The sequence below is a fragment of the Catalinimonas alkaloidigena genome (genome assembly GCF_900100765.1).
Classification (GTDB): Bacteria; Bacteroidota; Bacteroidia; order Cytophagales; family Flexibacteraceae; genus Mooreia; species Mooreia alkaloidigena.
On record NZ_FNFO01000002.1, the window covers coordinates 577,740 to 601,066 of the forward strand.

At 52.8% G+C, this 23,327-nt stretch carries 21 protein-coding genes and 1 tRNA gene; 12 read left to right on the forward strand and 10 right to left on the reverse strand.

The window, feature by feature from the left end; genetic code table 11:
- Positions 1 to 30 precede the first annotated feature (30 nt).
- Positions 31 to 615, forward strand: a complete 585-nt coding sequence (locus BLR44_RS05755; protein WP_089680158.1) for a porin family protein — start codon at positions 31 to 33, stop codon at positions 613 to 615.
- Positions 616 to 903: 288 nt separating this feature from the next.
- The gene (locus tag BLR44_RS05760; RefSeq protein WP_089680160.1) at positions 904 to 1,716 is read left to right on the forward strand and encodes a hypothetical protein; all 813 of its coding nucleotides are present in this window, start codon (positions 904 to 906) and stop codon (positions 1,714 to 1,716) included.
- A 53-nt stretch (positions 1,717 to 1,769) separates the two neighbouring features.
- Here the strand turns inward: BLR44_RS05760 and BLR44_RS05765 are convergent, their stop codons facing one another.
- Entirely contained in the window at positions 1,770 to 2,426 is a 657-nt protein-coding gene (locus BLR44_RS05765) for a TetR/AcrR family transcriptional regulator (protein ID WP_089680162.1), read from the reverse strand.
- Positions 2,427 to 2,535: 109 nt separating this feature from the next.
- On the opposite strand from BLR44_RS05765, the gene BLR44_RS05770 reads away from it, so the two are divergent.
- Positions 2,536 to 3,096, forward strand: coding sequence for a pyridoxamine 5'-phosphate oxidase family protein (locus BLR44_RS05770; RefSeq protein WP_089680164.1), 561 nt, complete (start codon positions 2,536 to 2,538; stop codon positions 3,094 to 3,096).
- Positions 3,097 to 3,169: 73 nt separating this feature from the next.
- Here BLR44_RS05770 and egtD read toward each other — a convergent pair whose 3' ends face one another.
- Together egtD and egtB are read right to left on the reverse strand one after the other, a co-directional pair.
- Positions 3,170 to 4,129: an L-histidine N(alpha)-methyltransferase gene (gene egtD / locus BLR44_RS05775; protein ID WP_089680166.1), complete on the reverse strand. Its 960-nt coding sequence runs from the start codon at positions 4,127 to 4,129 to the stop codon at positions 3,170 to 3,172.
- Positions 4,130 to 4,152: 23 nt separating this feature from the next.
- A complete protein-coding gene (egtB, locus tag BLR44_RS05780; protein ID WP_089680168.1) occupies positions 4,153 to 5,436 on the reverse strand; it encodes an ergothioneine biosynthesis protein EgtB in 1,284 nt (427 codons plus the stop codon).
- Between the two features lie 145 nt (positions 5,437 to 5,581).
- Here egtB and BLR44_RS05785 point away from each other — a divergent pair, with 145 nt between their 5' ends.
- From BLR44_RS05785 to BLR44_RS05820, 8 genes are all read left to right on the forward strand, one after another.
- The gene (locus tag BLR44_RS05785; RefSeq protein WP_089680170.1) at positions 5,582 to 5,935 is read left to right on the forward strand and encodes a HepT-like ribonuclease domain-containing protein; all 354 of its coding nucleotides are present in this window, start codon (positions 5,582 to 5,584) and stop codon (positions 5,933 to 5,935) included.
- A 447-nt stretch (positions 5,936 to 6,382) separates the two neighbouring features.
- Entirely contained in the window at positions 6,383 to 7,096 is a 714-nt protein-coding gene (locus BLR44_RS05790) for a polysaccharide biosynthesis/export family protein (protein WP_176955910.1), read from the forward strand.
- Positions 7,097 to 7,147: 51 nt separating this feature from the next.
- The gene (locus tag BLR44_RS05795) at positions 7,148 to 8,611 is read left to right on the forward strand and encodes a lipopolysaccharide biosynthesis protein (protein ID WP_089680174.1); all 1,464 of its coding nucleotides are present in this window, start codon (positions 7,148 to 7,150) and stop codon (positions 8,609 to 8,611) included.
- A 129-nt stretch (positions 8,612 to 8,740) separates the two neighbouring features.
- Complete coding sequence (locus BLR44_RS05800; RefSeq protein ID WP_176955912.1) at positions 8,741 to 11,026, forward strand: GumC family protein; 2,286 nt, start codon at positions 8,741 to 8,743, stop codon at positions 11,024 to 11,026.
- A 72-nt stretch (positions 11,027 to 11,098) separates the two neighbouring features.
- The gene (locus BLR44_RS05805) at positions 11,099 to 12,532 is read left to right on the forward strand and encodes an O-antigen ligase family protein (RefSeq protein ID WP_143017139.1); all 1,434 of its coding nucleotides are present in this window, start codon (positions 11,099 to 11,101) and stop codon (positions 12,530 to 12,532) included.
- Positions 12,533 to 12,557: 25 nt separating this feature from the next.
- The gene (locus BLR44_RS05810) at positions 12,558 to 13,259 is read left to right on the forward strand and encodes a glycosyltransferase family 2 protein (protein ID WP_245705982.1); all 702 of its coding nucleotides are present in this window, start codon (positions 12,558 to 12,560) and stop codon (positions 13,257 to 13,259) included.
- Between the two features lie 2 nt (positions 13,260 to 13,261).
- Positions 13,262 to 14,011, forward strand: a complete 750-nt coding sequence (locus BLR44_RS05815; RefSeq protein ID WP_089680183.1) for a hypothetical protein — start codon at positions 13,262 to 13,264, stop codon at positions 14,009 to 14,011.
- 89 nt (positions 14,012 to 14,100) lie between these two features.
- On the forward strand, positions 14,101 to 15,288 hold the full coding sequence (locus tag BLR44_RS05820) for a glycosyltransferase family 4 protein (RefSeq protein WP_089680185.1): 1,188 nt from the start codon (positions 14,101 to 14,103) through the stop codon (positions 15,286 to 15,288).
- A gap of 1 nt (position 15,289) precedes the next feature.
- Here the strand turns inward: BLR44_RS05820 and surE are convergent, their stop codons facing one another.
- The 7 genes from surE to BLR44_RS05855 form a co-directional block, all read right to left on the reverse strand.
- On the reverse strand, positions 15,290 to 16,129 hold the full coding sequence (gene surE / locus BLR44_RS05825; protein ID WP_089680187.1) for a 5'/3'-nucleotidase SurE: 840 nt from the start codon (positions 16,127 to 16,129) through the stop codon (positions 15,290 to 15,292).
- On the reverse strand, positions 16,126 to 16,743 hold the full coding sequence (locus tag BLR44_RS05830) for a hypothetical protein (RefSeq protein WP_143017140.1): 618 nt from the start codon (positions 16,741 to 16,743) through the stop codon (positions 16,126 to 16,128). Before BLR44_RS05830 ends, surE begins: the two co-directional genes overlap by 4 nt.
- 34 nt (positions 16,744 to 16,777) lie before the next feature.
- A complete protein-coding gene (locus BLR44_RS05835; RefSeq protein ID WP_089680192.1) occupies positions 16,778 to 18,040 on the reverse strand; it encodes a bifunctional 3,4-dihydroxy-2-butanone-4-phosphate synthase/GTP cyclohydrolase II in 1,263 nt (420 codons plus the stop codon).
- A gap of 100 nt (positions 18,041 to 18,140) precedes the next feature.
- Positions 18,141 to 19,346, reverse strand: a complete 1,206-nt coding sequence (locus BLR44_RS05840; RefSeq protein WP_089680194.1) for a glycosyltransferase — start codon at positions 19,344 to 19,346, stop codon at positions 18,141 to 18,143.
- Complete coding sequence (locus BLR44_RS05845; RefSeq protein ID WP_143017141.1) at positions 19,343 to 20,539, reverse strand: glycosyltransferase family 4 protein; 1,197 nt, start codon at positions 20,537 to 20,539, stop codon at positions 19,343 to 19,345. Before BLR44_RS05845 ends, BLR44_RS05840 begins: the two co-directional genes overlap by 4 nt.
- A 404-nt stretch (positions 20,540 to 20,943) precedes the next feature.
- Positions 20,944 to 22,461 (reverse strand): site-2 protease family protein, encoded by a 1,518-nt coding sequence (locus BLR44_RS05850; RefSeq protein WP_089680198.1) that lies wholly within the window; start codon positions 22,459 to 22,461, stop codon positions 20,944 to 20,946.
- Complete coding sequence (locus tag BLR44_RS05855) at positions 22,454 to 23,083, reverse strand: HAD family hydrolase (RefSeq protein WP_089680200.1); 630 nt, start codon at positions 23,081 to 23,083, stop codon at positions 22,454 to 22,456. The genes BLR44_RS05850 and BLR44_RS05855 overlap by 8 nt, the downstream gene beginning before the upstream one ends.
- A gap of 80 nt (positions 23,084 to 23,163) precedes the next feature.
- Here BLR44_RS05855 and BLR44_RS05860 point away from each other — a divergent pair.
- Positions 23,164 to 23,237 (forward strand) — tRNA-Ile (locus tag BLR44_RS05860).
- The last annotated feature ends 90 nt before the right edge of the window (positions 23,238 to 23,327 follow it).

Genomic DNA, 23,327 nt, shown 5'->3' on the forward strand with positions numbered 1-23,327 from the left:
ACTTTGTACAACTCCTAAACTGCTAAAGCTATGAAAAAAGCACTTTTTGTTTTGATTTTTTGCCTGGTAGGGGCGCACGCCAGCCGCGCACAATTTACCATCGGACCCAAAGTAGGGGTCAACTATTCCAACCTCTCTTCGAATCTGCAATCGTTAGAAGACGAACCGATCACCGGATTTCACGCCGGGGTTTTCGCCCGGTTGGGCGGACGTCTCCATCTCCAGCCGGAAGCGTACCTGATTCGGCGCGGGAGCGACCTCCGGTTCAAGGATACGGGGCACGAGCTGTTGCGTGGCGAGGTGCGTTACAACAGCATCGACGTCCCGATTTTGCTGGGGTACAAGCTGATCGACGGCGGTCTGGTGAACCTGCGGCTGATGGGCGGACCTGTGGCTTCGTTCATTATGTCTACCGACGAAGATGGCGTTACGGAGTGGCCCAGCGAAAACAACCGTTACGAAGATCAGGTGTGGGGCATACAGGGCGGTCTGGGCCTCGATGTGGGCAACCTGACCCTCGACGTACGGTACGAAACCGGTCTACAGGACATTAACCAAGGACTGCGGCAACGGCCTCATACGTTCAACGTCAGCCTGGGCTGGAAGCTTCTGTGAATCATTGGGTCAGTACTGATTTTCAGAAAAGGAGCTCCATGCGCGGTGCTCCTTTTTTTTTCTGCATTGGAACTAAACCGGTGGAAGCGAGAAGTGGTTCTGATAAAAATATCATTTCGCAGGGTGAGGTTGAGGGGCATTCACGCAAGCGAGGAATATTTTTAAAATGACTCGTATCTGGCTGGAAATGAGAGGGTTGAAATAGGGGTAAGTACCTGTTTTTTTTCGTTGTAAAGGCACTTTTAGAAGGGTGGGTTTGTTTAAATAAAGTACCACAACCCATGAACTATGACAGCTGTGAAAATTGCTAAAAATCAGATCGAAAGCTACGATATTTCGAAGTCGAACGAGACGTTGCAGTTGGCAGACGATCTGGCAAAATTTATAAAAGAGAACAACCTTTTCATGAACATTCAGGGCAAAGCCTATGTGAACGTGGAGGGGTGGCAGTACGCTGGTTCGCGCCTCGGTATTCTGCCGGTGGTGGAAGAACTACTGAACGTCAGCGACGATCGGGAGATCAAGTACCAGGCGAAAGTGTCGTTATACAACCTGAAGAGCAATCAGGAACAGGACGGGCATCCGCAGATTGTTGGAACGGGCTACGCCATCTGTTCGAATAAAGAAAATGGCAAGCGTTTCTATCAGGAGTTTGCCATTGCTTCGATGGCGCAGACGCGTGCCATCGGGAAGGCGTATCGCAACATCCTGGCGTGGATCATCCGCGCAGCGGGCTACGAACCAACGCCGGCCGAAGAGATGGATTATGAAGTGAACGCCCGCGCGGGTGCGACTGAGAAGCGCGCCGTGGCGGAAGAGACGCGTCAGCCCGTAACCGCGGTAGAGAAATCGACCGAGAAGAGCGTGGTGGAGGTCGTTGCGGACGAGTCGTCGGCAAAGCTAAAACCCGCGTCTGCCAAACAAAAGGCCGATATTTTGCTGTTGCTGAGCCATAAGGTGATTACCGCTGAAGAAAAGGAGCGTATGGTGCGCAACATCAACAAAATCGATTCGGTACGCGCCCAGAAAGCGATTATCAACCTGAAAAAGGTAATTAAAGAGCGTGCTTCGGACCAGACGCCTGCCTCAGATGCGGCTTAAGGTTGCACGATTCTAAATCATAGAAGCCTCCTGCGGTAACGTCGGAGGCTTTTTTATTGCAGGCCCCTTTTCAACATTTTGACGAGGCCTTTCACTGTCTTCCGAATTTCCTTTTCAGACACGTCCGTAATCGGTTCGTTGCTCTGCATGTGCGCCGCCAGGTCGAGGTCGTGCTGTAGCACCAGCAGCTCGGTCAGGCCTTCTGTCAGTTGCAGGGCCAGGAGTGCTGCGTGTTTTACTTTTATTTTCTTGTTGATTTTTTTATCGGTCTGCTGCTTCCGCAACAGGTCCTGGTGCCATTGCAACAACTCGGCTCGGTGTTGCCGGATCAGTTCACCCACTTCTTCCGAAAACCGCTCCCGGAAGGCCATGCGCAACAGACCACTGATGACGGGGTGCGTCAAGTCAAACTGCACGCGTTTTTCCAGGTACATCTCCAGCCACTTGAACCAATCTTTGTAATCGTCGGGAACGGAGACAGATTCCAGCGCCTGCGCGCGGGTATCGCGGGCATAGTCGAACAGGTACTGGTAAAAATCGCTCTTGTTCTGGAAGTACTGGTAGATGCTGCCTTTGGCGATCTTCAGCGTTTTGACAATGCGCGTGATCGAGGCGCTGTCGTAGGCGTTAAGCGCGAACTCTTCCAGGCCAGCCTGCCGAATGGAGTCCTGCTTGGTATCGGGAAGGTGGAGAAACGTGGGTTGGGGCATGGACAACGTGGTGGTTTAAGGTGCTGTCAATATAGCTTTATTAAACTGCGGCGGCAACTAAACCCTTGGCGAGGGCTTGGCGTATGAATATAGAAACAAGAACAATACCATGGAACGACAATTAAGCTCAGTGGAAAAGTTAAAAGAGAAGATAGAAGAAATTAAAGTGGCCATGATGGTGACGGTAGAGCCCAACGGCGCTTTGCGGAGCCGCCCGATGGCGACACGCCTGCTCGACGCCGAAGGAAACCTCTGGTTCTTTACGAACGAGTTTTCCGGCAAAGTGAATGAGATCATGAACGACCACGATGTGAATCTGAGCTATTCGCATCCTGACAAACAGAAATACGTGTCGATTTCGGGAAAAGCGAATTTGATTGTCGACAAAGAGAAGATGAAGCAGCTTTGGAATCCGATCCTGAAGGCCTGGTTTCCCGATGGCTTGGAAGACCCGAACCTGGCGCTGTTGAAAGTACGAATCATCCATGGTGAGTATTGGGACGATACCGCCAGCAAAGTATCGCAGTTTGTTAAAATTGCGAAGTCGATCGTAACGGGCGGAACGTACGATTCTGGCGATCATGGCAAAGTATCGCTCGATCAGCCCCTGGTTCCGCCGGCCGCCGCGGTGCCGACTACGGCCGCTCCTTCGAAGGCCCTGCCCGAATAAGAAACGCCGGTAAGAAAATAAAAGCGCCACCGATTCTCGATGAGTCGGTGGCGCTTTTTTGTGGTCGGTTCGCTCAGAGTACTTCCCACACGGAATCGACAAAGTAGCCGCGCTGGTCAAAAAAGTGCCGCCGCACTTGGAAACCGCTGACTTTTGCCATGTGCTCAACTTCTTGGAGCGTATATTTCTGTGAGGTTTCGGTATAGATGGCTTCCCAGGCATCGAACTCGATTTCGGTCTCCAGCGCCTCAATGCGAACCCGTTGCGCCTGAGTGCTGACCAGGTAGCTGCGCGCTTCACCGGTCATGGGGTCGTAGGTCGGGTAGTGCATGAACGTTTGCAGATCGAAGTGGCCGCCCAGCTCCCGGTTGATGCGACGCAGCAGGTTCAGGTTGAACGCGCGCGTTACCCCGCTGGCGTCGTTATAGGCATCGAGAATAACGGCCGGATCTTTCTTGAGATCGAAGCCGATCAGTAATAAATCGCCTTTTGACGCAGAGTCGGCCAGTTGCCGAAGAAACGCAATGGCTTCCGGATGGCTGAAATTCCCGATGTTGGAGCCCAGAAAAAGGATCACGTTGCGCTGTTGGCCGGACAGGCTGCGCAACGCCGCAAAATATTCACTACGCATGCCCTCCACCCGCAGAGCGGGGAACGCTTGTTTTACATCGGCCACCAGTCCGTCTACGGCGTTGGCCGAAATGTCGACGGGCAAGTACCTGAAGTTGGCGTTGGCTTGCAGAAAGTGCTCTAGCAACACTTTGGTTTTCAGGCCGTCGCCCGCCCCGAAATCGACCAGACTAAAAGCCGATCCGTGTTCGCGGAACAGGTCCAGCCACGTTTCTTTCTGCGTTTGAAAGATTTCCAGTTCGCAGTCGGTCAGGTAGTACTCTTTCAGGTGCATGATCTGCTGAAAGAGCTGGTCGCCCTGTTGGTCGTAGAAATATTTGGAAGATACATGTTTGGGAGAAGCCGTGAGGCCCTCCCGTACGTCGTCGGCGAACGACGAGTTAGTTGTAACGGTGGTTTCCATAAGGGTGTCTTTGCGCAGAGGGGTTAAACGGTTTCGGCCAGGCGAATGCCCGTAAACTGCCACTGTTTATCAGGATGAAAGAAGTTTCGGTACGTTGGGCGAATGTGGTCACGCGGTGTGATGCAAGAGCCGCCGCGCAGCACCATCTGGCTTATCATAAATTTTCCGTTGTATTCACCCAGGGCGCCGTCTTCGTGCTGGTAATACGGGTAGGGGAGGTAGGCGCTCGACGTCCATTCCCACACGTCGCCATACAACTGGGGCTGGCCTTCGGCCGCGGGAGCCGGGTGCCAGATTTCCCGGTCACCGAGATTGGCCGCATCGGGAAGTTTGCCCTGTTGTTGGCAAGCCACTTCCCATTCGAACTCTGTCGGGAGGCGCTTGCCCCGGAAGCGGGCGTAGGCATCCGCCTCATAATAGTTGACGTGCGTCACGGGACTGTGCAGGTCCACCTTCTTCAGACCCCCTAAGGTGTAGTAGTGCCATTCGCCCTCAATCTGGTGCCAATAGAGGGGCGCGGTTGCCTGATGTGTCTTGACCCAGTCCCATCCTTCGGCCAACCAGTAGCGGAAATTCTGGTAGCCGCCCGCTTCGATAAACTCCAGGTACTCGCCGTTGGTCACCAGCCGGTCTTGCAGCCGACACGCGTGGAGGTACACCTGATGGCGGCCGAGTTCATTATCAAAGCAAAAGCCTTCTCCCGCAAACCCAATGGGATATACGCCCTCGTCCACGGTAAGGTAGCCGCTGGGGCGTGGAGTGGCGGCAGGAAGATCGGCCACATCTTCCCGATAAGCCGGAAAGAGCGGGTTGTTGCCCAGGATGTATTTCAAATCGGTGAACAAGAGTTCCTGATGTTGCTGCTCGTGTTGCAGACCCACCTCCAGGATGTAATAGAAGCGTTCGGGCCAGGCCTCTTCCCGGTCAAGTAGGGCTTGCATGGCGGCGTTCACGTGCGTGCGGTATCGCAAAATGTCTTCTACCGGTGGGCGGGTCATGTTGCCCCGATGGGCACGGAGCACCCGCTTGCCGACGCTTTCGTAATAGCTGTTGAACAGGTAACTGTAATCCGGATGAAAGAGCTGATAATTAGGGTCGTAAGCGTTTAGCAAAAAGGTTTCGAAAAACCAGGTGGTGTGGGCCATGTGCCACTTGGGCGGACTAACATCGGCCATCGGTTGCACTACGTGGTCTTCTGGCGTCAGGGGGCGGCAGATCGACTCGGTAAACGAACGCACTTGGGTGAAGCGAGCCAGGTATTGCAGATTTCTTTTTTCTGAAACAGACGTAAGAACAGGAGATGCCATACGGGAGTAGGATTAGGAAATGAGGTGAAGATTAAAAAGAAGGTACTGATGATGGGTGAAACATGAAAGCGTGGGCATTGTTTTTGGTTTTGGGGTGGGGCACGAACATTTATTACGATCTAACGTATCCTAACAGAAAAGCGTTATGACACGAGAAGAAGATCAAATACACCTTAATAATATCGCCAACTGCATCCAGGAAATCGAAGCCTATACCGAAGGAATGGATTTCAACAATTTTGTGCAGGAAGAAGAGGTAAAAGCCTCAGTAGTACAGAACTTACAGATGATTGGCGAAGCCGCTACGCTGCTCTCCGACGAATTCAAAGAGCAGTTCACGGCCATTGAACTAGATACCTTGGATGGGCTGCGTAATGCCCATTACAACGACGAAATGGAAATTGACCACCATTCGTTGTGGGGAATCATCCAAAACGATCTGCCTCTGATCCGCGACATTGTCGGGACTGCCTCCGAGCAACTGGATAATGAGGAGTAATATACTTTTTATCAACTAGTTACGTTATCAGCATAGCCGTGACCGAAAGGTCCGGCTATTTTGCTGGGATGTCCTTCCACTGCCGGACTTCCCCGATCTTGTAGTAGACAGGCGATATTTTCTCAGCAATTGATAACAATTTAAATACTATTCGCGTACCTTTGTTGTCGCTATTATATAATATTCTATATTTGTATTATTATATAATGGCTGTTTTCCTACTTTAATACCTACGGCACCCGGTTTTATACATGACAGAAAGCTCATGCAAGCATAATAGATGCTTTCTGGTTTCTCTCTCTATCTTTGCCATAATGATTCCGTACTCAGCACAATTGACTGATGATAACTAGCTCTGCTACAGCTCTATTCTCGAAGCGACTTTTTTGTTTTTGTTTCTTGCTGATCAGTTGTATTTCCTGCATTTCGCGCGAAAAGCTGGTATACTTGCAAGGTCAATCGGCGCGCCTCAACGCCCCCGCCGTTAACAACAATCGTCCGCCTGAATATAAATTGCAGGTGAACGATATACTGGCCGTTAACGTCACCAGTTCCAACGCTGAAATTGCCAAGGAATTCAACCAGCAGGGGCAAAACAACATGCGGAACATCAACCCGGCGGCGCTTTACGTCAGCGGGTATTCGATCGGCCCGGCAGGGAACATCACTCTACCCACCATCGGAGCTGTTGAAGTCGTGGGACTGACGGTAGATGAAGCCCGGGCTGCCATTCAGCAGAAGGTAGACGAATACCTGACAAGCGGAACGGTACTGGTCGCGTTGGTCAGCTTCAAGATATCCGTATTGGGCGAAGTACGTAATCCGGGATATTACTACGTCTACAACGACCAGGTGACCATTTTCGAGGCCCTCAGCATGGCAAGCGACGTTGCCAATTTGGGTGACCGGAAGCACGTGAACCTAGTGCGGCAGGTACCCGGGGGGAACGAAAGTGTATTCCTGGACCTGACCAAAGCCGACCTACTTACTTCGAAATACTACTACCTACAGCCGAACGACATGTTGTACGTGCCACCGTTGCGTGCCAAATCGAACGATTTCAACATCTCTAACTTCGGCATTGTCACTTCCGTGGTATCCGTCATCAGCACCACCCTCAGTGTTTTGGTACTTACAGGAGTAATCACCAGACCGGAGTAATCACCAGACCATCGAACTAGGTAACAAACTGATAACCTAGGTTTTAAAAAAATGTTTAGGCAGAAAGTAATGAAGGGGGTGTTCTGGTCTTTTGTCCAGAGCATCGGGATGCGAGTGATCACTGCGTCTGTGTTTTTCCTGCTGGCCCGGCTACTGGCTCCGGAAGCCTTCGGGCTGGTAGCCTATGCGCAGGTATTCATCAATTTTGCCCACATTTTTGCGAACCAGGGGTTTGGCAATGCCATCATCCAACGGAAAGAGCTGGAAAAAGCGCATCTGGATACGGCTTTCTGGAGCCACTTTGCCGTCTCGTCCATCATCGCCCTCATTTCCGTCTTCTCTGCGCATGCCATCGCAGATATCTTCGAAGAACCTGAAATTGCGCCCATCATTCAGGTGCTGGCGATCACCTTCGTGGTGCAATCGTTCATCAGCGTGCAGATGTCGATCCTGTTGCGCAAACTCGATTTTAAAGTGCTGGCGCTGCGGGGCATGGTGGTGGTGTGCATCAGTAGTGCCATTGGCGTCGGTATGGCGCTGGCCGGGTACGGCGTCTGGAGTTTGATCGGACAACAGCTTTCGGCCGGAATCGCCAATGCCATCATCCTGTGGGGCATCAGCGACTGGCGGCCCAGCTTCAACTTCTCCTGGCGCTGCTTCCGCGAGTTGTTTAGCTTCAGTGTCAACGAAATGGGGTCTAACCTGCTTCGCTTCCTGGGGGGCAACACCGACCGTTTCCTGTTGGGCTATTCGGTCGGCGAAGAAATTTTGGGGTACTACTCACTGGCCTTGAAAATTATTAACATCCTTCTGGAACTGACGATTGAGACTTCGCGAAAGGTCGCACTGCCGGCATTTTCGAAAATTCAGCATCAGCCGGAGCGGGTACTGAGTTACTTTTACCAGGCCACACGTTATACAAACTACCTGACCATCCCTGTTTTTGCGATGCTGGCTTTCCTGGCACCGCAGATCATGCCGCTGGTCTTTGGGCCGCAGTGGAAAGACAGTGCCATTCTGCTGCAGATTTTATGTGTGATCGGGATTTTGCAGCCGATCGTACAGTACAACACGACGGTAATGACCGCCTTAGGAAAACCTCGGTGGCAGTTCTATGTTAGTCTGGTCAATATGGTAGGCAAGACCTTACTGTTTTTACTTGTCGCTTCTTATGGCGTACTTTACGTCTGTACCGCCTACGACCTGGTCACCCTCCTGACGGTTCCCATCTCGCTCTACTGCATTTACCGTCTCATCAACCTACAAATTGGCACCTACCTCAAGCAATACGTCATCCCGATGGGGGGGATTGTGCTGGCCATCCTTTGTGCGTGGTCGGTCGAGCATTGGCTGGGCGTCTTGCCGATTCCCCTCCTGGACATCGCCGCCAAAGGCCTTCTGATCGCAGGGCTGTACCTGGGATTTGTGGCGATCATGGCGCAAGACGACCGGCGGTGGGTAATGGAAATTGTGACTGAATTCCTGGAGAAGAAGCGCAAAAAGAAGACTGCCTGAATTATAATAGTGCAAATATTTATTTGTATAGTAAAATAAGTTAACTTAGCATTTCATTTCAATAGCTATAAAGGCATGGAAACGTCTCGGTATTCACACACACAAGCCTTGAAAAGCGACCCTATTGACTTGAGTGTCATTACGAAGAAGATCATTCGTAAATGGTACCTTTTACTGGGTTCGTTATTGCTCACGCTGGCGCTGGCTTATGTGGTCATTCTGACTACACCAGAGGTGTACAAAGTGTCTTCTTCCATGCTAGTCCGTGACGAAAGTGCTACGGGAAACCAGCAGTTTATGGAAGGGATCGGCTTGTTCGAACCTCAGACCAAAATATCGGACCAGACGGCAATGCTAACGTCGTTCGATATCATCAGACGGACATTGGAAAAGCTGGATTTTGGCGTGACGTACTACAAACACGATCAGTTTATCCAGCACGAGATTTACAAGCGCCGGCCGTTCGATGTGGAGCTCGACAGTTTGTCCGATCAACTGATCGGGGTGCCCATCTATGTGCGTTTTCTGTCTTCAAATCGCTACGAAATATCCGTCGAAGCCGATGAAGCCAGCGTCTACCAAATGGCCGAAGAGAAATTTGCGCCGACCAAAGCACGCGACGTGCTGATTCAGAACGTACAGAAGGTGGGGCAACCCGTACGGACTCCCTATCTCAACTTTACGTTAATCCGCAATGAGCAGGAGCCCCTCGATACCCTGAGCCAGTACTCGTTCATGATCCATCCTCTGGAACGGGTGACCGAGCAGTACCAGAAAAAGCTGGTCGTCGCTCCTTTTGAAGAAGGTTCCGACATCCTGGTGCTGACCACAACCGGAGAAATTGTCGAGAAAGAGTTGATGTTTCTCAACAGTTTGATGGAGACGTACATCGAGGACGAGGTAAAAAATAAAAACCTGTTGGGTTTGCGTACCATCAATTTCATCGATAAGCAGATCGCTACGGTGGCCGATTCGCTGTCGCAGGTGGAGCAGTCACTCAGGAGTTTCCGGGACCGGACGCGTACGGTAGACATCGGTACTACGGCTCGTGACCTGAATACTAAACTCGATGAATTGCAAAAAACGCGGGAAGATCTGCTGATCGATTACCGGAGTTACCAGAACCTGTTCCAGTACCTGGAGCAAAATGATTACACCGAAGTAATTGCGCCTTCGGTTCGTAACATCAACGATGAGGTTATGAGCGGACTGCTGCGCAACTTGATCGAACTCAACCAGCAGCGGGCGCAGTTAAAAACTTCGGTCAGACAAAGCCTCCCGGCAATCGAAGAACTGGACGCCAAAGTCAAAAGCATTCGGGCCCAACTGCACGAGAACGTCAACAACCTGATTGCCACTACGAAGTACAAAATCGAGTCTGTGGAGAACCAGATTGAAGAGCTGGACAGTCAGATTAACTTGCTGCCTAAAAATGAACAGGAGCTGATCAACATCGAACGGAAGTTCCAGTTCAGCGACAACCAGTACAACTACCTGTTGCAGAAACGAACCGAAGTAGGAATCGCAGTAGCTTCGAATGCCAGTACCAAGAAGGTCGTCGAAGAAGCCCGACTGGACGGACGCACTCCGGTTTCGCCCAACAAAATCCTGATTCTGTTGACGGCGATTGTGCTGGGGCTGGCCCTGCCTGTGGGGGCGCTGATTCTGGCGGATATGTTCCAGGATAAAATCAGCAGCCGGGAAGAAGTCGCGAACATCATTTCGATGCCGCTGGTAGGGGAAGTGCCACGTTTGCGCCGCAAAGAGAATGCCTTGGTCTACAGCCGACCTCGTTCGGCAGCGGCTGAATCGTTCCGCACCATTCGCTCGAATCTGTTGCTGCAGAATCATGTCAATGGCGCTTCGAAAACCCTCCTGGTAACCTCTTCGGTGTCGAACGAAGGCAAGACGCTTTGCTCGGTTAATCTGGCATCGTCGTTTGCAGTGGCGAACAACCGCACCATCATCATTGACGCCGACTTGCGCCGTCCGCGGGTACACAACATCCTGGAGAAAACCAACGGCGTAGGGCTGAGCAATTACCTGCAGGGCACTGCCGATATGTCGGAGATTATACAGCCGACCGATCAGGAAAATCTGTACGTCATAACAGCAGGTAAAAGCGACGGCCATCCGGGGGAAATCTTACTGAGCGAGCGGCTCCCTCAACTGATCAACAAGCTGAAGATGGAATTTAAGTTCGTGGTATTGGACACCCCACCCGTGAAGATCGTGACCGATGCCCTGGTGTTGAGCGCTTACTCTGACATCAACATTCTGGTGGCGCGGCGCGGTGTTACCAGCAAGAGCCAGCTGATGGACGTAGAGGAGTTGCATCAAAACAATACCCTCCACAACCTATACGTGGTCTTGAACGACGTACAGGCTACCAAAGGGCACGGATACTACGAATAGCGCTTTCCGGCGCATTTAAAAGAGGAGACAATGGGCGTTGCCAGTGCTATTTCCCATGCGACCTATCCGTCTGTGCAGACAGAGACGGAAGAGTTCAAGCTGAACGGCTACTATGTATTTTTTGCCTTGACCATGTTGGCGCAAAATGCATATCGCGTGACGCATGAATACGACCATAGCCTCGATTTCCTGTTCCTGGTGCCTTATGCCCTGTTGGTGTTCAAATACTACGATGACCTGCGGGAGCTCACGTTCATCTTTATCCTGGGCATGCTCAGCAACTACGGGAACTGGTTGTCCGAGTTTGCTTTACTCAAGTCAGGGTCGCGAGTCCTGTTTTTCGATGCCTTTTTCATTTACCTGACGGCGTTGAACTTCTACGACATCGTCAAGAAGAAACAGATTAGCGACTTCTTTCTGATCACGATCTACATTCTAATGTTGTTGCTGTGGACCTTCAACTTTAGCCGTGGGTTGTTGAGCGGAGAGGGAGGCCATGCCATTGGCGAAGCGCGGGTCTATTTCGGGAGCATCTTTCTGTTAATTGTGCCCCGGGTATTTCGCCACAAGCAGGACTTTGTGAAACTCATCAAAATCATTTCGCTGTGTTCGTTCCTGCTGTCGTTTGCCATCATCTGCATGGTGGTGTTCCGAACCATAGGCCTGACCGGCGGCTCAGGGCGGTTCAATCCCGGGCATGCGGAGGCGCAGTTCATCATGCTCGGCATGATCATCTGCATGCTCGATTTCTTCTACGGAGAGAAATACTGCATTTTTAACGTCAATCGCCTGTTGCTGATTGGCTTTTACCTGATCATCATTGTGTTGTCGGGGGTGCGCTCGGTGCTGCTGATTTCGGGTGTACTGCTGGTTCTGTTGACTTTTCTGAACTCAAAATCCGATCTGAAGAAAAAGATCATCTTGATTTTCGGATTGATTGCAGCCGGCCTGGTGGCAATTAACCTGGGCGTACTGCAGGAAGTAGTGGAACAGCAGGAGGAGTATGCCGAGGGTGGGGGATCTACGGTCGACTTCCGGCTGGGCATGTGGACCATCTTCTTAAACAAGCTATTCGAAGACCATAGCCGCCTTTTCTTTGGCCGGCCCTTCGGTCTGGAACTGATCGATATTTCGAGTCTGGATTGGCAGAGCCGCGATCCGTACGTAGACAATTCGCTTGCCCACAACGATTACATCGCAATGGCGATGACGAACGGAATCGTCTTTAGCTGCATGCTCTTGTTCATGCTCCTGAGTTACATCATTCGCGGAGTACTCACCGCGCGTCGGGCCGGCGATCTCAACTACATCGTCCTGTTCATGACGATCGTGCTAGGTGCACAAACGTTGATTAGTGCGACCAACGCTGAAGTGAAACACTACGGCACCTCCATTCTTTTGTGGTGCCACCTGAGTTTTTTAGCCGTTTTATTCAATCATATAAGTAATACAAAAGTTGGAGAAGCTAAAAATATCAATCGTCACACCCTCGTACAATCAGGGTAAATTTATTGAAGAGGCGATCAAAAGTGTGGCCGAGCAAGGCTACCAGAATTTTGAGCACATCATCATCGACGGCGGATCAACCGACGAAACAGTAGACATACTAAAAAAATACCCTCATTTAAAATGGGTTTCTGAGCCCGACGAAGGCCAGAGCGATGCCCTGAACAAAGGCTTTCTGCAAGCGACCGGCGACGTAATTGGTTGGTTGAATGCCGACGATTTTTACCTGCCCGGTACGTTCCGAAAGGTAAGCCAGCAGATGAGCAATCCGTCTATCGCGGCGGTTTACAGCAACGTGCGCTTCATTGATAAAGACCGGAATTTTATCCGCAATTTCATTTCGCACCGGCCGTTGCGTTGGTTCATGTTCTTCAGCTGTTACATTCCTTCTACTACGTTCTTCTTCCGGAAGGAGATTGTAGAGCAGGGCATCCTGATCGACAAAACCATCGACCTTTCGATGGACAAAGACTTTTTTGCCCACATTATGAAAGCAGGGTATCGGATGAAGTATGTAAACGACTTCTTCGCCGCTTTCCGCTGGCACGATTCGAATAAGTCGCTGGAATCGAAGGAAGTACGCAATACGCGTTATGCCGAAGGCATTACCATCATCAACAAACACTCGCCTTTTTACGTAGAGCCCACTCCCGAAAACATCCACCTGTATTTTAAAGTGGAGAAGAAAATCCAGTTTGTGAAAGGCATCATGCGCCTAATCTCTTAGTTATGACAACTATCCGAAAACTTTATAAAGCTGCCGATTCGGTCGTAGGCTACCAGAAGCGCGCTAATTTCCTGCATACGTTACGCTACCGATTGGGCAACTACTTTGTCTGGAGTACCCGCGAGGATCGTGACAAACTCATGATCAACCACCGGAAGGACATTTGCATTGAGGGATATCCGCGCAGTGCCAATACCTACACCGTGCTCCTGGTAGAAAAGTATGCCGACCGCCCGCTGGAAATCGGGCACCATCTCCATCTGGCAGCCCAGCTAAAACGGGCGATCCATTACGACATTCCGGCGGTGCTGCTGATCCGCAAACCGCAAGATGCCATTACGTCGCTGTTGCTGCGGGAACGTGCCGTTTCCATCGAAAACGCCATCAAGTGGTACATTTATTTTCATAAAGGACTGCGCATCTACAAAGATCGGCTCATCATCTGGGAGTTTAACGAGTTGATCAACGACCCGGCCTCGCACCTGAAGATGCTGCAACAACGCGTGAAGAATTTCTCGATTGAAGTGGGAGAGATCGATAGCGAAGCCATTTTTCAGGAAATTGATCAGTTGGATCGGATTACGAAAGAAAAAGAGGTCTCTGCCAACGAATTTAACCTGATTAACTCACGACCGGGGAAAGGCAAAAAGCAGAAGAAAGAGCAGCTTCTGGCCGAACTGAAGGCCAACCCCAAGTACCGCGCCTGGCTGGAAGAGTGTGAGGAATTGTACCAGTTCTTCACGACGCCCTAACGTACTAGGTTTCAGTCCATTCGGACCCCGGCCTTTCTACGAGCGGAACATCAAATTTGTGGCGACATTACCTAGCGAAACCGACGCATATGCGAGTACTCTTCATTCATAACTTTTACCAGATTGCGGGCGGGGAGGATACGGTTTTCAGGGCAGAAAAAGCGTTGCTTGAGGAGCGGGGACATGCCGTAGAAGCACTTCTTTTCGATAATGACGCAATCCAATCCACGAAAGACAAGTTGCTGACCGGCTTGCGTGGGCTGTATAATCCGGTCAGCGCTACGCTGTTACGGCAGAAGATCCAGGCGTTTCGTCCGGACCTCATCCACATCCACAATTTTTTTCCTCTCGCTTCGCCGTCGGTATTTTACGAAGCCGACCGGCAGGGGGTACCCGTAGTGCTGACACTGCACAATTACCGGCTGTTGTGTCCGAGTGCGTTTTTATACCACGACGGGCAGATCTACGAGGCCAACGTCCACTGCATCTTCCCGATCGACGGGATTCGCAAAGGCGTTTACCGCGATTCGCGTATGCAGACGGCCAACCTGGGCATCATCACCGGAATGCATAAGCTGCTGGGGACTTTTCGGAAAAAAGTAAGCCGCTTCATTGCGTTGACGGAGTTTGGCAAACAGAAGTTTCTCGACTCTTCCTTGCATCTCTCGCCTGAGCAGATTGCGGTGAAACCGAATTTTACCGAAGATCTGGGCTTAGGTTACGAAGAGCGGGAACCTTACTTTTTATTTGTGGGGCGGCTGAGCGAAGAGAAAGGAATCGACAACCTGTTGCAAGCCTTTCGTGCCGCTCCTTTTCCGTTAAAAATCATTGGCGATGGCCCGCTGCGCAGCAAAGTCGAAGCAGTTGCCGCGGAAAATCCTCAGTTGGAGTACCTCGGCTTTCAGGAGAAGTCTCAGGTCATTGAGGCCATGAAGCAATGTACCGCGCTGCTGTTTCCCTCACTGTGGTACGAAACCATGGGCATGACCATTTTGGAGGCGTTTTCGACCGGGACGCCCGCCATTGCGTCGCGCATTGGTGGCCCCGCCGATATTGTGGTCAACGAATACAACGGGCTGCATTTCGAGCCTCACGATTGGCAGCAGCTGCGTGCCCATGTCGATCGGCTGTTGCAGGAAAAAACGTTGTTGAAAAAAATGCAGGCCGGTGCCCGCGAGAGTTACGAGCGCCATTACACGCCTGAACGAAACTACCAGCAGCTAATCCGGATTTACGAAGACGTGCTCGCGGAGAAAAAGGCGTTGGCACGCCCGTAACTTAGCGGTGAGACGCCTGTTTGCTGGTGTCCGGTGTTTCGTCGCCTACCGCAATTTCCCACTCCTGGTTGAGTGTGCCCATAGCATGATAGGCCGTGAGGTCGAACAGGCAGGGCACCACCGAAACGTAATGGTTCGCCAGCGCCCATTCGTCGTTGTCTTCTCCTTTGTCCTCATTGACAAAGTTACCCGCCAGCCAAAAGTACCGGCGGCCATTCGGATCGTAGCGTTCTTCAAATACCTCCTGCCACTTGGCGCGTGCCTGGCGGCAAATCTTGATGCCTTTTAGGGCATGGTCGGTCTTCTTGGGGAAATTAACATTCAGCGCCACGCCCGAAGGAATGCCGGTTTGAAGCACCTGCTGGGCAATCTGCGTAACGTATTTTCTGACGTGTGAAAAATCGGCATCGTGTCCGTAGTCACACAACGAGAAACCAATGGCCGGCATTCCTTCAATGGCGCCTTCGATGGCTGCCGACATCGTACCTGAATACAACACACTGATGGAAGAGTTGCTGCCGTGGTTGATGCCACTGACGACCAGATCGGGCGTTCGGTCTTTCAGGACGTGGTGTTTGGCCAGTTTCACGCAATCGGCCGGCGTGCCCGAGCATTCAAAGGCCTGAATCCCCAGATCTCTGAAGATGGTCGAAGCGTCGAGCCGGAGGGTGTTTCCCACGGTGATGGCGTGCCCCATCCCCGATTGAGGGCTATCGGGTGCCACGACCACTACTTCGCCCAGTTCGTTCATCAATTCGACCAACGTACGAATGCCCGGAGACGTGATGCCGTCGTCGTTCGAAACTAGAATCAAAGGTCGTTCAGGTGACTTTTTGCTCATCCGTTCTTAAGCTGGTTATAATATTTTACGATCTCCACCAAATCGCGTTCGCGATCAAAGCGGAGATTATTGCGTTTCACAAATGCTTTGACTTCTTTTTTCCGGTCGCTCAACAGCAGATACACTTCGCGTTTCCGACCCAGGTATTGCCGGATGCGTCCTTCGTTTTCTCGGAAGAAAAAGTCGTTGGTCAGTTGCATCCGGTTGGTATAGTACGTCCGGTTCATAAACGGGTCGTACACCGGCACCGACTGTACGCTCATGCGCTCGCGTCCCAGCAACTGCAACGGCTGCCCGTCTTCCAGCACTTCAAAAAACGTAGGGCGCTCGTAATCGCTCTGGTACCTGAAAGGCAAGGAGCGGAACAGGCGGGTCTGACCGCTTTCCTCATCGTACAGACTGAACAGATTGACCTGTTGGGTGCTATAGGTTTTCAGCGAACTGTTGGCGTCCAGCCGCAAGGTTTCGGTTTCTGTGTTGTAATTGAGTTTGCCACGGGTAGTGTCGCCGTTGTTCAGCACCACCACGCCACGCAGCCACCGTTCACTCAGCGGCGTTTGAGCCTGCCCGAGCAGCGGAAACAACACAAGTACCCAAAAAGTAAGTTGTTTCATGAATAAGCAACGGAATCAAATCAGGGAGCGTACGTTAACGTCCGTTAACTTTTGCTTCAAAGTTGCGCAAAATTTCGTGCCCCATTTTGTCCCGTTTGGTGAGTAAATACTTTTCGTTGTGTTGGTTAGGCACAATCTCAATCGGCACATTTTCTACGATTTCCAGGCCGTATCCCATCAGACCGACACGTTTTTTCGGGTTGTTGGTCATCAGCTTGATCTTGGAGATGCCCAAATCGCGCAGAATCTGTGCGCCGACGCCGTAGTCGCGCTGATCCATCTTAAAGCCCAATTCCAGATTGGCCTGCACGGTGTCGCGGCCTTGTTCCTGTAATTTATACGCTTTGAGCTTGTTGAGCAGGCCAATGCCCCGCCCTTCCTGGTTCATGTACAGCACTACTCCCTGGCCGATCCGGTCGACCATCTCCATCGCGGCGTGCAATTGGGGGCCACAGTCGCAGCGGCACGAACCGAATACGTCGCCCGTCAGGCACGATGAGTGTACCCGCACCAACACCGGCTCGTTTTCCTGCCAAGTGCCTTTGACCAGCGCCAGATGCGTCTCTCCGGTATTGACCTGCCGGTAGGCCACCAGCTCGAAATCACCGTGGTCGGTGGGCATCTGCACGTTGATTTCGCGTGTGATCAGCGTTTCGGTGCGAAGGCGATACTCGATCAGATCTTTGATTGAAATGATTTTCAGTTGCAACCGGTCGGCAACTTCGAACAGGTCGGGGAGACGCGCCATTTCGCCGTCCTCTTTCAGAATTTCGACCAGAACGCCCGCTGGACGTAAGCCAGCCAGCCGTGCCAGATCGATGGCGGCTTCGGTATGGCCCGCCCGCCGTAGAACGCCTCCACGTTTGGCGCGCAGCGGAAAGATGTGGCCGGGGCGACCCAATTCGTCAGGATCGGTGGCCGGATCGACCAAGGCCTGAATGGTTTTGGCTCGGTCGTGGGCCGAAATACCCGTGGTGCACCCGTGGCCTTTCAGATCGACCGAAACCGTAAATGCCGTTTCGTACGCGGCGGTGTTGCGGCCCACCATCATTTCCAGCCCTAGTTCGTCGCAGCGGTCCTCCAACAGGGGAACGCAGATAAGTCCGCGGCCCTCGCGGGCCATGAAATTGACAATTTCGGGAGTGGTACACTCGGCCGCGCAGATAAAATCGCCTTCGTTCTCACGATCTTCGTCGTCCACAACGATTACGACTTTCCCTTGGCGTATATCATCAATCGCCGCTTCAATGCTGTCAAGTTTGCGCGACGACTGATCGGAAGTAAGTGGAGAATTCATACGGAAAGGTAGCTATACTTTTTCAACTGCAAGATGAAGTCAGAAGCCTCTGCCTTGGCGAATCCAATGCCTCGGTGCGTTAGCCCTCTGACTTTAATCATCACAACACCGAACGGGTCAGTTTTTGTTCTGCCAACTGTATAAGGCTACGTTCCAGCCGCCGATTTGCTTTTTGCCAGTCGTAGCGTTCGCGCACAAAGGCCTGACCCTGTGCGCCCAAGCGGCGGGCTTCGTCCGGGTGAGTCAGGAGAAATACAATGTGGCGGGTCAGCTCGGCGGCGGTAGCGCCTTCCAGAATTTCCTCACCTGGTTGTGCACCCAGAGCACGATTCGCCAGCGGCGTCGTCACGACCGGCACTCCCAGGGCCATGGCTTCCAGCAACTTATTTTGCAGACCCGAACCGGTGAACAAGGGGGCGACCATGATGCGTGCCGCCTTTAAGTAAGGCCGGAGATCGGGCACAAAGCCGGTGATCAGCACCTCCGGGCTTTCCAACCGCCGTACTTCGGCCGCGGGCCGGACGCCAACCAGCCCGACGGTAACCGACTGCCCTTGTTCTTTCAGAAGGGGCACCAGTTGATCGACCAGGTAACAAGCCGCCAGTACGTTCGGGTGATAGCCCATGTTTCCCGTAAAGATCAGATCCAGTGGTTGCGGATGGGCGGGGGGGATGTCGTCCTGCAAAAAATCCGGTGAGATGCCGTTGGCAATGACATCGACAGACGCGCGAAGCGACCGAGGGAAAATGGCGGCGTCGGCATCGGTAATCATAGAATACCGCTGGAAATGTTCCATCAGGGTCAATTCGTAGCGGCGCAACCTTCGGGTTTCTACCGCGATCAGGGGGCGTTGCCACCAGGGCGAACGTTCGCCGCGCTTCCTCATTCCCTCCGAGAGGGCATCCATGTAATCGAGGTAGCGAGGCGTTTCGAGCTCGGTCGGGATGTTTTCGCCCAGGCGAATCAACTGGGTGTAGACGACATCGATCTGATAGGCTTTCACCAGCGCACGAACGCGCTTCCGCATCAGGGGCGACCGGAAGTAATTGACCTGAAAGGGAAGCGAGTTCAGAAGTCCGCTGGCCAGGTGCGCCAGCCGCTGGGGTAAGGGTAATGGAATGACTTCCAGCCGTTTCACCAACGCTTGAATGGAACGAAGCTGCGCCGCTGTGGGGAGTGCTTCGGCCAGGCAGATCAGGTAGACCTCGTGATGCTGGCTGAGGTAATGCAATTGGTGGTACAGCCGCAGCTTGTCCCCTTTTTCAAGAGGCCACGGAAACCGGGAAGCGGCCACCAGAATTTTCATGACACAGAAGCGTAAAACGTTTCAAACTGCCGGACCAGTTGGTCCCAATGGTACTGTTCCTGAGCCCAGGCGCGCGCCGCCTGACCGGTGGCGCAAATTTGCTGCGGATGTTGTAATAAGTTGATAAGGGTCTCGGCGAAGGCTTCGGGCATGTCGGCGATCCACCCCTGTTGCCCCGACTGGAGGGGGATGCCTTCGGTGCCGATCGACGTGGTGACGATGCATTTGCCGAGCGCTAGCGCCTCAACCACCTTCAGGCGCATGCCGCTGCCCGAAAGCAAAGGCACCACCAGGATCTGGCAACGCTCCAGAAAGGCGGCGGCGTCGGGCACCGGCCCGTGCAAGTGAACCCCGGTTGGCACAGGGGCGCCCGGTTGCAACGAGGGGGGCGGATTTTTGCCGGCAATGTGCAGCGTGGCGTGTGGGAGCGCGGCTTGTACCCGGGGCCAGATGTCGGCCAGTAGCCAGGCGACGCCCTGAGCATTGGGTACCCATTCTAAACTTCCCAGGAACCCGACTGATTGAGGGAGGACCTCGGCTGCCGAAGAGCGCTCAAACCAGGCCGGATCGGGCCCGGCTGGAATGGTGGCCAGCGGCTTCCCGGCATGATAGCGCCGGAAAAACTCCGCATCGGCCTCGGTAATGGCGACAATGCCATCGAACCGCGGAATGTAGGTCAGTTCGAACCGTTGAATTTTGGGTACCAGTTGTTGCAGGTACCAGCGCTTGGCAAGGTTGCGTTCTGCCGCCGCGACGCGTGCCCAGATCTGATGTTCTACGTTATGCGCCCGCAGGACCACCGGGGCCTGGCTGTAGCGGCGCAGTAGCGGCAGGTACGATGCCAGATAGATGCCTTCCAATTGGATGAGATCGACCGTATGGGTCTGCAGATGCGTGCGCAGCAAGTGGGCGAATTCTTCACGGTGAAAGCGGGAAACGTTGTAAGGTGCCATCTGAAAAGCGCCTTTTAACAGTCCCAGAGCAGTAAAAGAGGTATCCACTTCGGTCACCAGCACCTCGTCGGTTACGGAGCGGAGCGGTGCCGGGTCCGTGTGATGCTTGCGCGTATTCAGCGACGCGAGCGTCAGGTGGTGTCCCCGCTTGTGCAAATGATGCGTCAACAAGTACGTGGCGATGTTCCCCCCGTCGTTCAAAGGCCAGGGCAGGCGATTCGTAAGCTGAAGAATACGCATGGGGGGCAAAAATAGGACTTCCCGTGCAGAGAAGGGGGTGGTTTTACGGGGAGGTCAATAAAATATGAAAAGATTATTAAATGATGATAGGATTACATTTTTCTGATAAAAATTTACGTTATTCAGGAAAGCCCGCGCGCTCACCACACTTTTTAGAACGCGCAGGTCAGATGAAAATCAATCATTTATTACGCTGTAGCCTACAGCACCCACTTATTAATCCATTTCTGAAGGGAAGTTCTTTCCTTTCGACACACCAAAGTAAGATGAGTATGGTAACTATCGAGAAACTCATCGATCGTCAGTACCTGACCATCGAGCACGACCACGACCACGACTGGATTAGCGTGACGTGGCGTGGCTATCTCACCTCGAATCAACTGCGCGTTGGTTACGAAGAAGCCCTAAAATTGCTCCAGGAGCGACACGTCGGCGGTTTGCTGATGAATGCCGAATACATGATCGGCAACTGGGGTAGCATCACCAGTTGGTTGGCTTGGCACTGGCTCCCCCGGGCCCTGAAAGCCGGCCTCAACCGCATCGCGTACGTGTATCCGGCTGAGCGGCTGGAACGGCTGCAGACCACCCACCCCTTCGTCTCCGAGGAGGTCTGTGAAATTCGTTCGTTCGCGACCGTCGAAGCGGCTGAAGAGTGGCTCCGGCCCCTGTGAATCTACTTTATCAAAAGCGCTGACCGTGATAAATTCGAACGGAGCGGGCGTAAAACAAAGCACAAAAATGCCAAGCGCTGCCCAGCCCAGTACTTTTCGTCCTGGGTTGAGTGGCGCTTCTTCCGTTGCAGGGGGGTGGTAGACCCCTAAAAAGCGCCCTAACAAAAAGATAAACAACAGCCAGAACGCATCCCATTCGTGCGTCGGAAACAGCAGGATGATCATATACTGCGCAGCAAATACGCTCAGCGCAAGAGTCAGTCCGTTCAGACGGTTGGGACTGATTCGGCCGAAGACCAAGTACAGAAAGCCCCCGTACAGCAGATGCCAGAGAAAATAACTTTCGTCGGTCGTAGTGCGCAGGTAGCTCACCGCCCCCATGCCGGCATACAACACAAACAACGTAAACAAAACCGGTGCGATGCGCCGGTGCTTTTCCTCACCCACCAGGCCATACAAAATGTGTCCGCCGTCCAGTTGTCCGATCGGAATCAGGTTGATGGCGGTAAACAGAAACGCCAGATACGCCGCAAACAGGTAGGGATAGTGGAACATCTCGAAGCGATTCGGCAACCGCGCCGGATCGGCCACGGTATGTTCCAGTAATGTAAAAAGCAGATTGGAGCCCAATGCAAAGTTGGTATACTCCGGTTGCGCCCGGAATGTGCTGTCTGCCCAGCTCGAATCGCCCCTGGCCAGAAATTGCGTCCGTGCCTCATCGAAGTGCAACGAGTCGGTATGGCGCATAAACGCGTAGCTGTACACGTGCTGTTCGAAGTTGTTGCCGTAGGCTTCGTATTCCGGATGAATGTTGTAGACGTAGCTTTTCGGGGGGAGGTGGGCAAATCCCCACCAGGCCAACCCCACCGCCACCACAAAACCGGCCAGCGGCCCTGCAATGCCCACGTCAAAGTATTGCTGGCGCGACTGGATTTTCTCGCGAATGCGAATAAACGCCCCCATCGTGCCGATCATCAACGGCAGTCCAAACATCGGAATGTAGTACGGAAGCGACACCGCAATGCGGTAATAGCGGGCGGTGAAGTAGTGGCCGAATTCATGGCAGGTCAGAATCAACAGAAACGGGACGGCGTACTGCAATCCTTGCTGAAGCTCGTCCCACCCTGGGAACGGACCGAGGAGCCAATAGTGTCCGGTAATCCATTCAACCCCCGCGAGCGTCGTGGTCGCGAAGGTGATCACAAAAAGAATCAGATGAAGAAGATAGCGTTGCCGCGGCTGTTCAGGCATCTTTCAGGTAATCAAGCATGGTTTGAGGCGGCTGCACGTGGATGGTTCGTATGCCCAGTTGTTCGGCGGCCTGCACGTTAGCAAAACTGTCGTCGATGAAAACGGTTTCCTCCGCATTTAATTGGCTGTCTTCCAGCACGAACTGAAAAATGGCTGCGTCGGGTTTAATATAGCCTACCTGATACGAGTAGTACGCTTTTTCGAAAAGTTCATCGAGGGTCTGTACGTGGGTAGCCTCGTGCAGGATACGCTCCACCGTCGGGATGTGAAATGCATTGGTGTTGCTCAGCAGAAAGACGCGGTAGTGCTGGCCCAGTTCACGCAACCGGTCGATGCGCTCGGCCGGCAGGTCCAGCAGCAGCTCGTTCCAGGCTTGGCGCAGGTCTTCGTCGCTGCCTTGCAGGGCGAGGGTTTGACGGGCCTCCGCCAGAAACTCCTCGTTCGAAATTTGCCCGCTTTCCAGCCGCTCCACGAGGCGATGCTCGCGCAATTGGGCCAGTAATTGATCGGCTTCGCGACCGGCTAGTTTCGCCATAGCCTGGTAGGTGAGCTGCGGATCGATGTTGATGATGACCCCGCCGAGGTCAAAAATTAGGTTACGGACGGTGCTGAAGTCTGTCATAGGTACATTGGGAAAGCGCGGGCAAATATGTAGATTTGCCCCACGAAACGCAAAGGTACGTTTGTGTACCCAGCGCTTCAGGGCCCTTAGCTCAGTTGGTTAGAGCACCTGACTCATAATCAGGTGGTCGCTGGTTCGAGACCAGCAGGGCCCACGTCAAAAAGGCGTTAGAACACGTTTCTGGCGCCTTTTTTCATTTCCTTTTTCTCGCTTATATTGCCAAAATAGCACCCAAAACACCAAA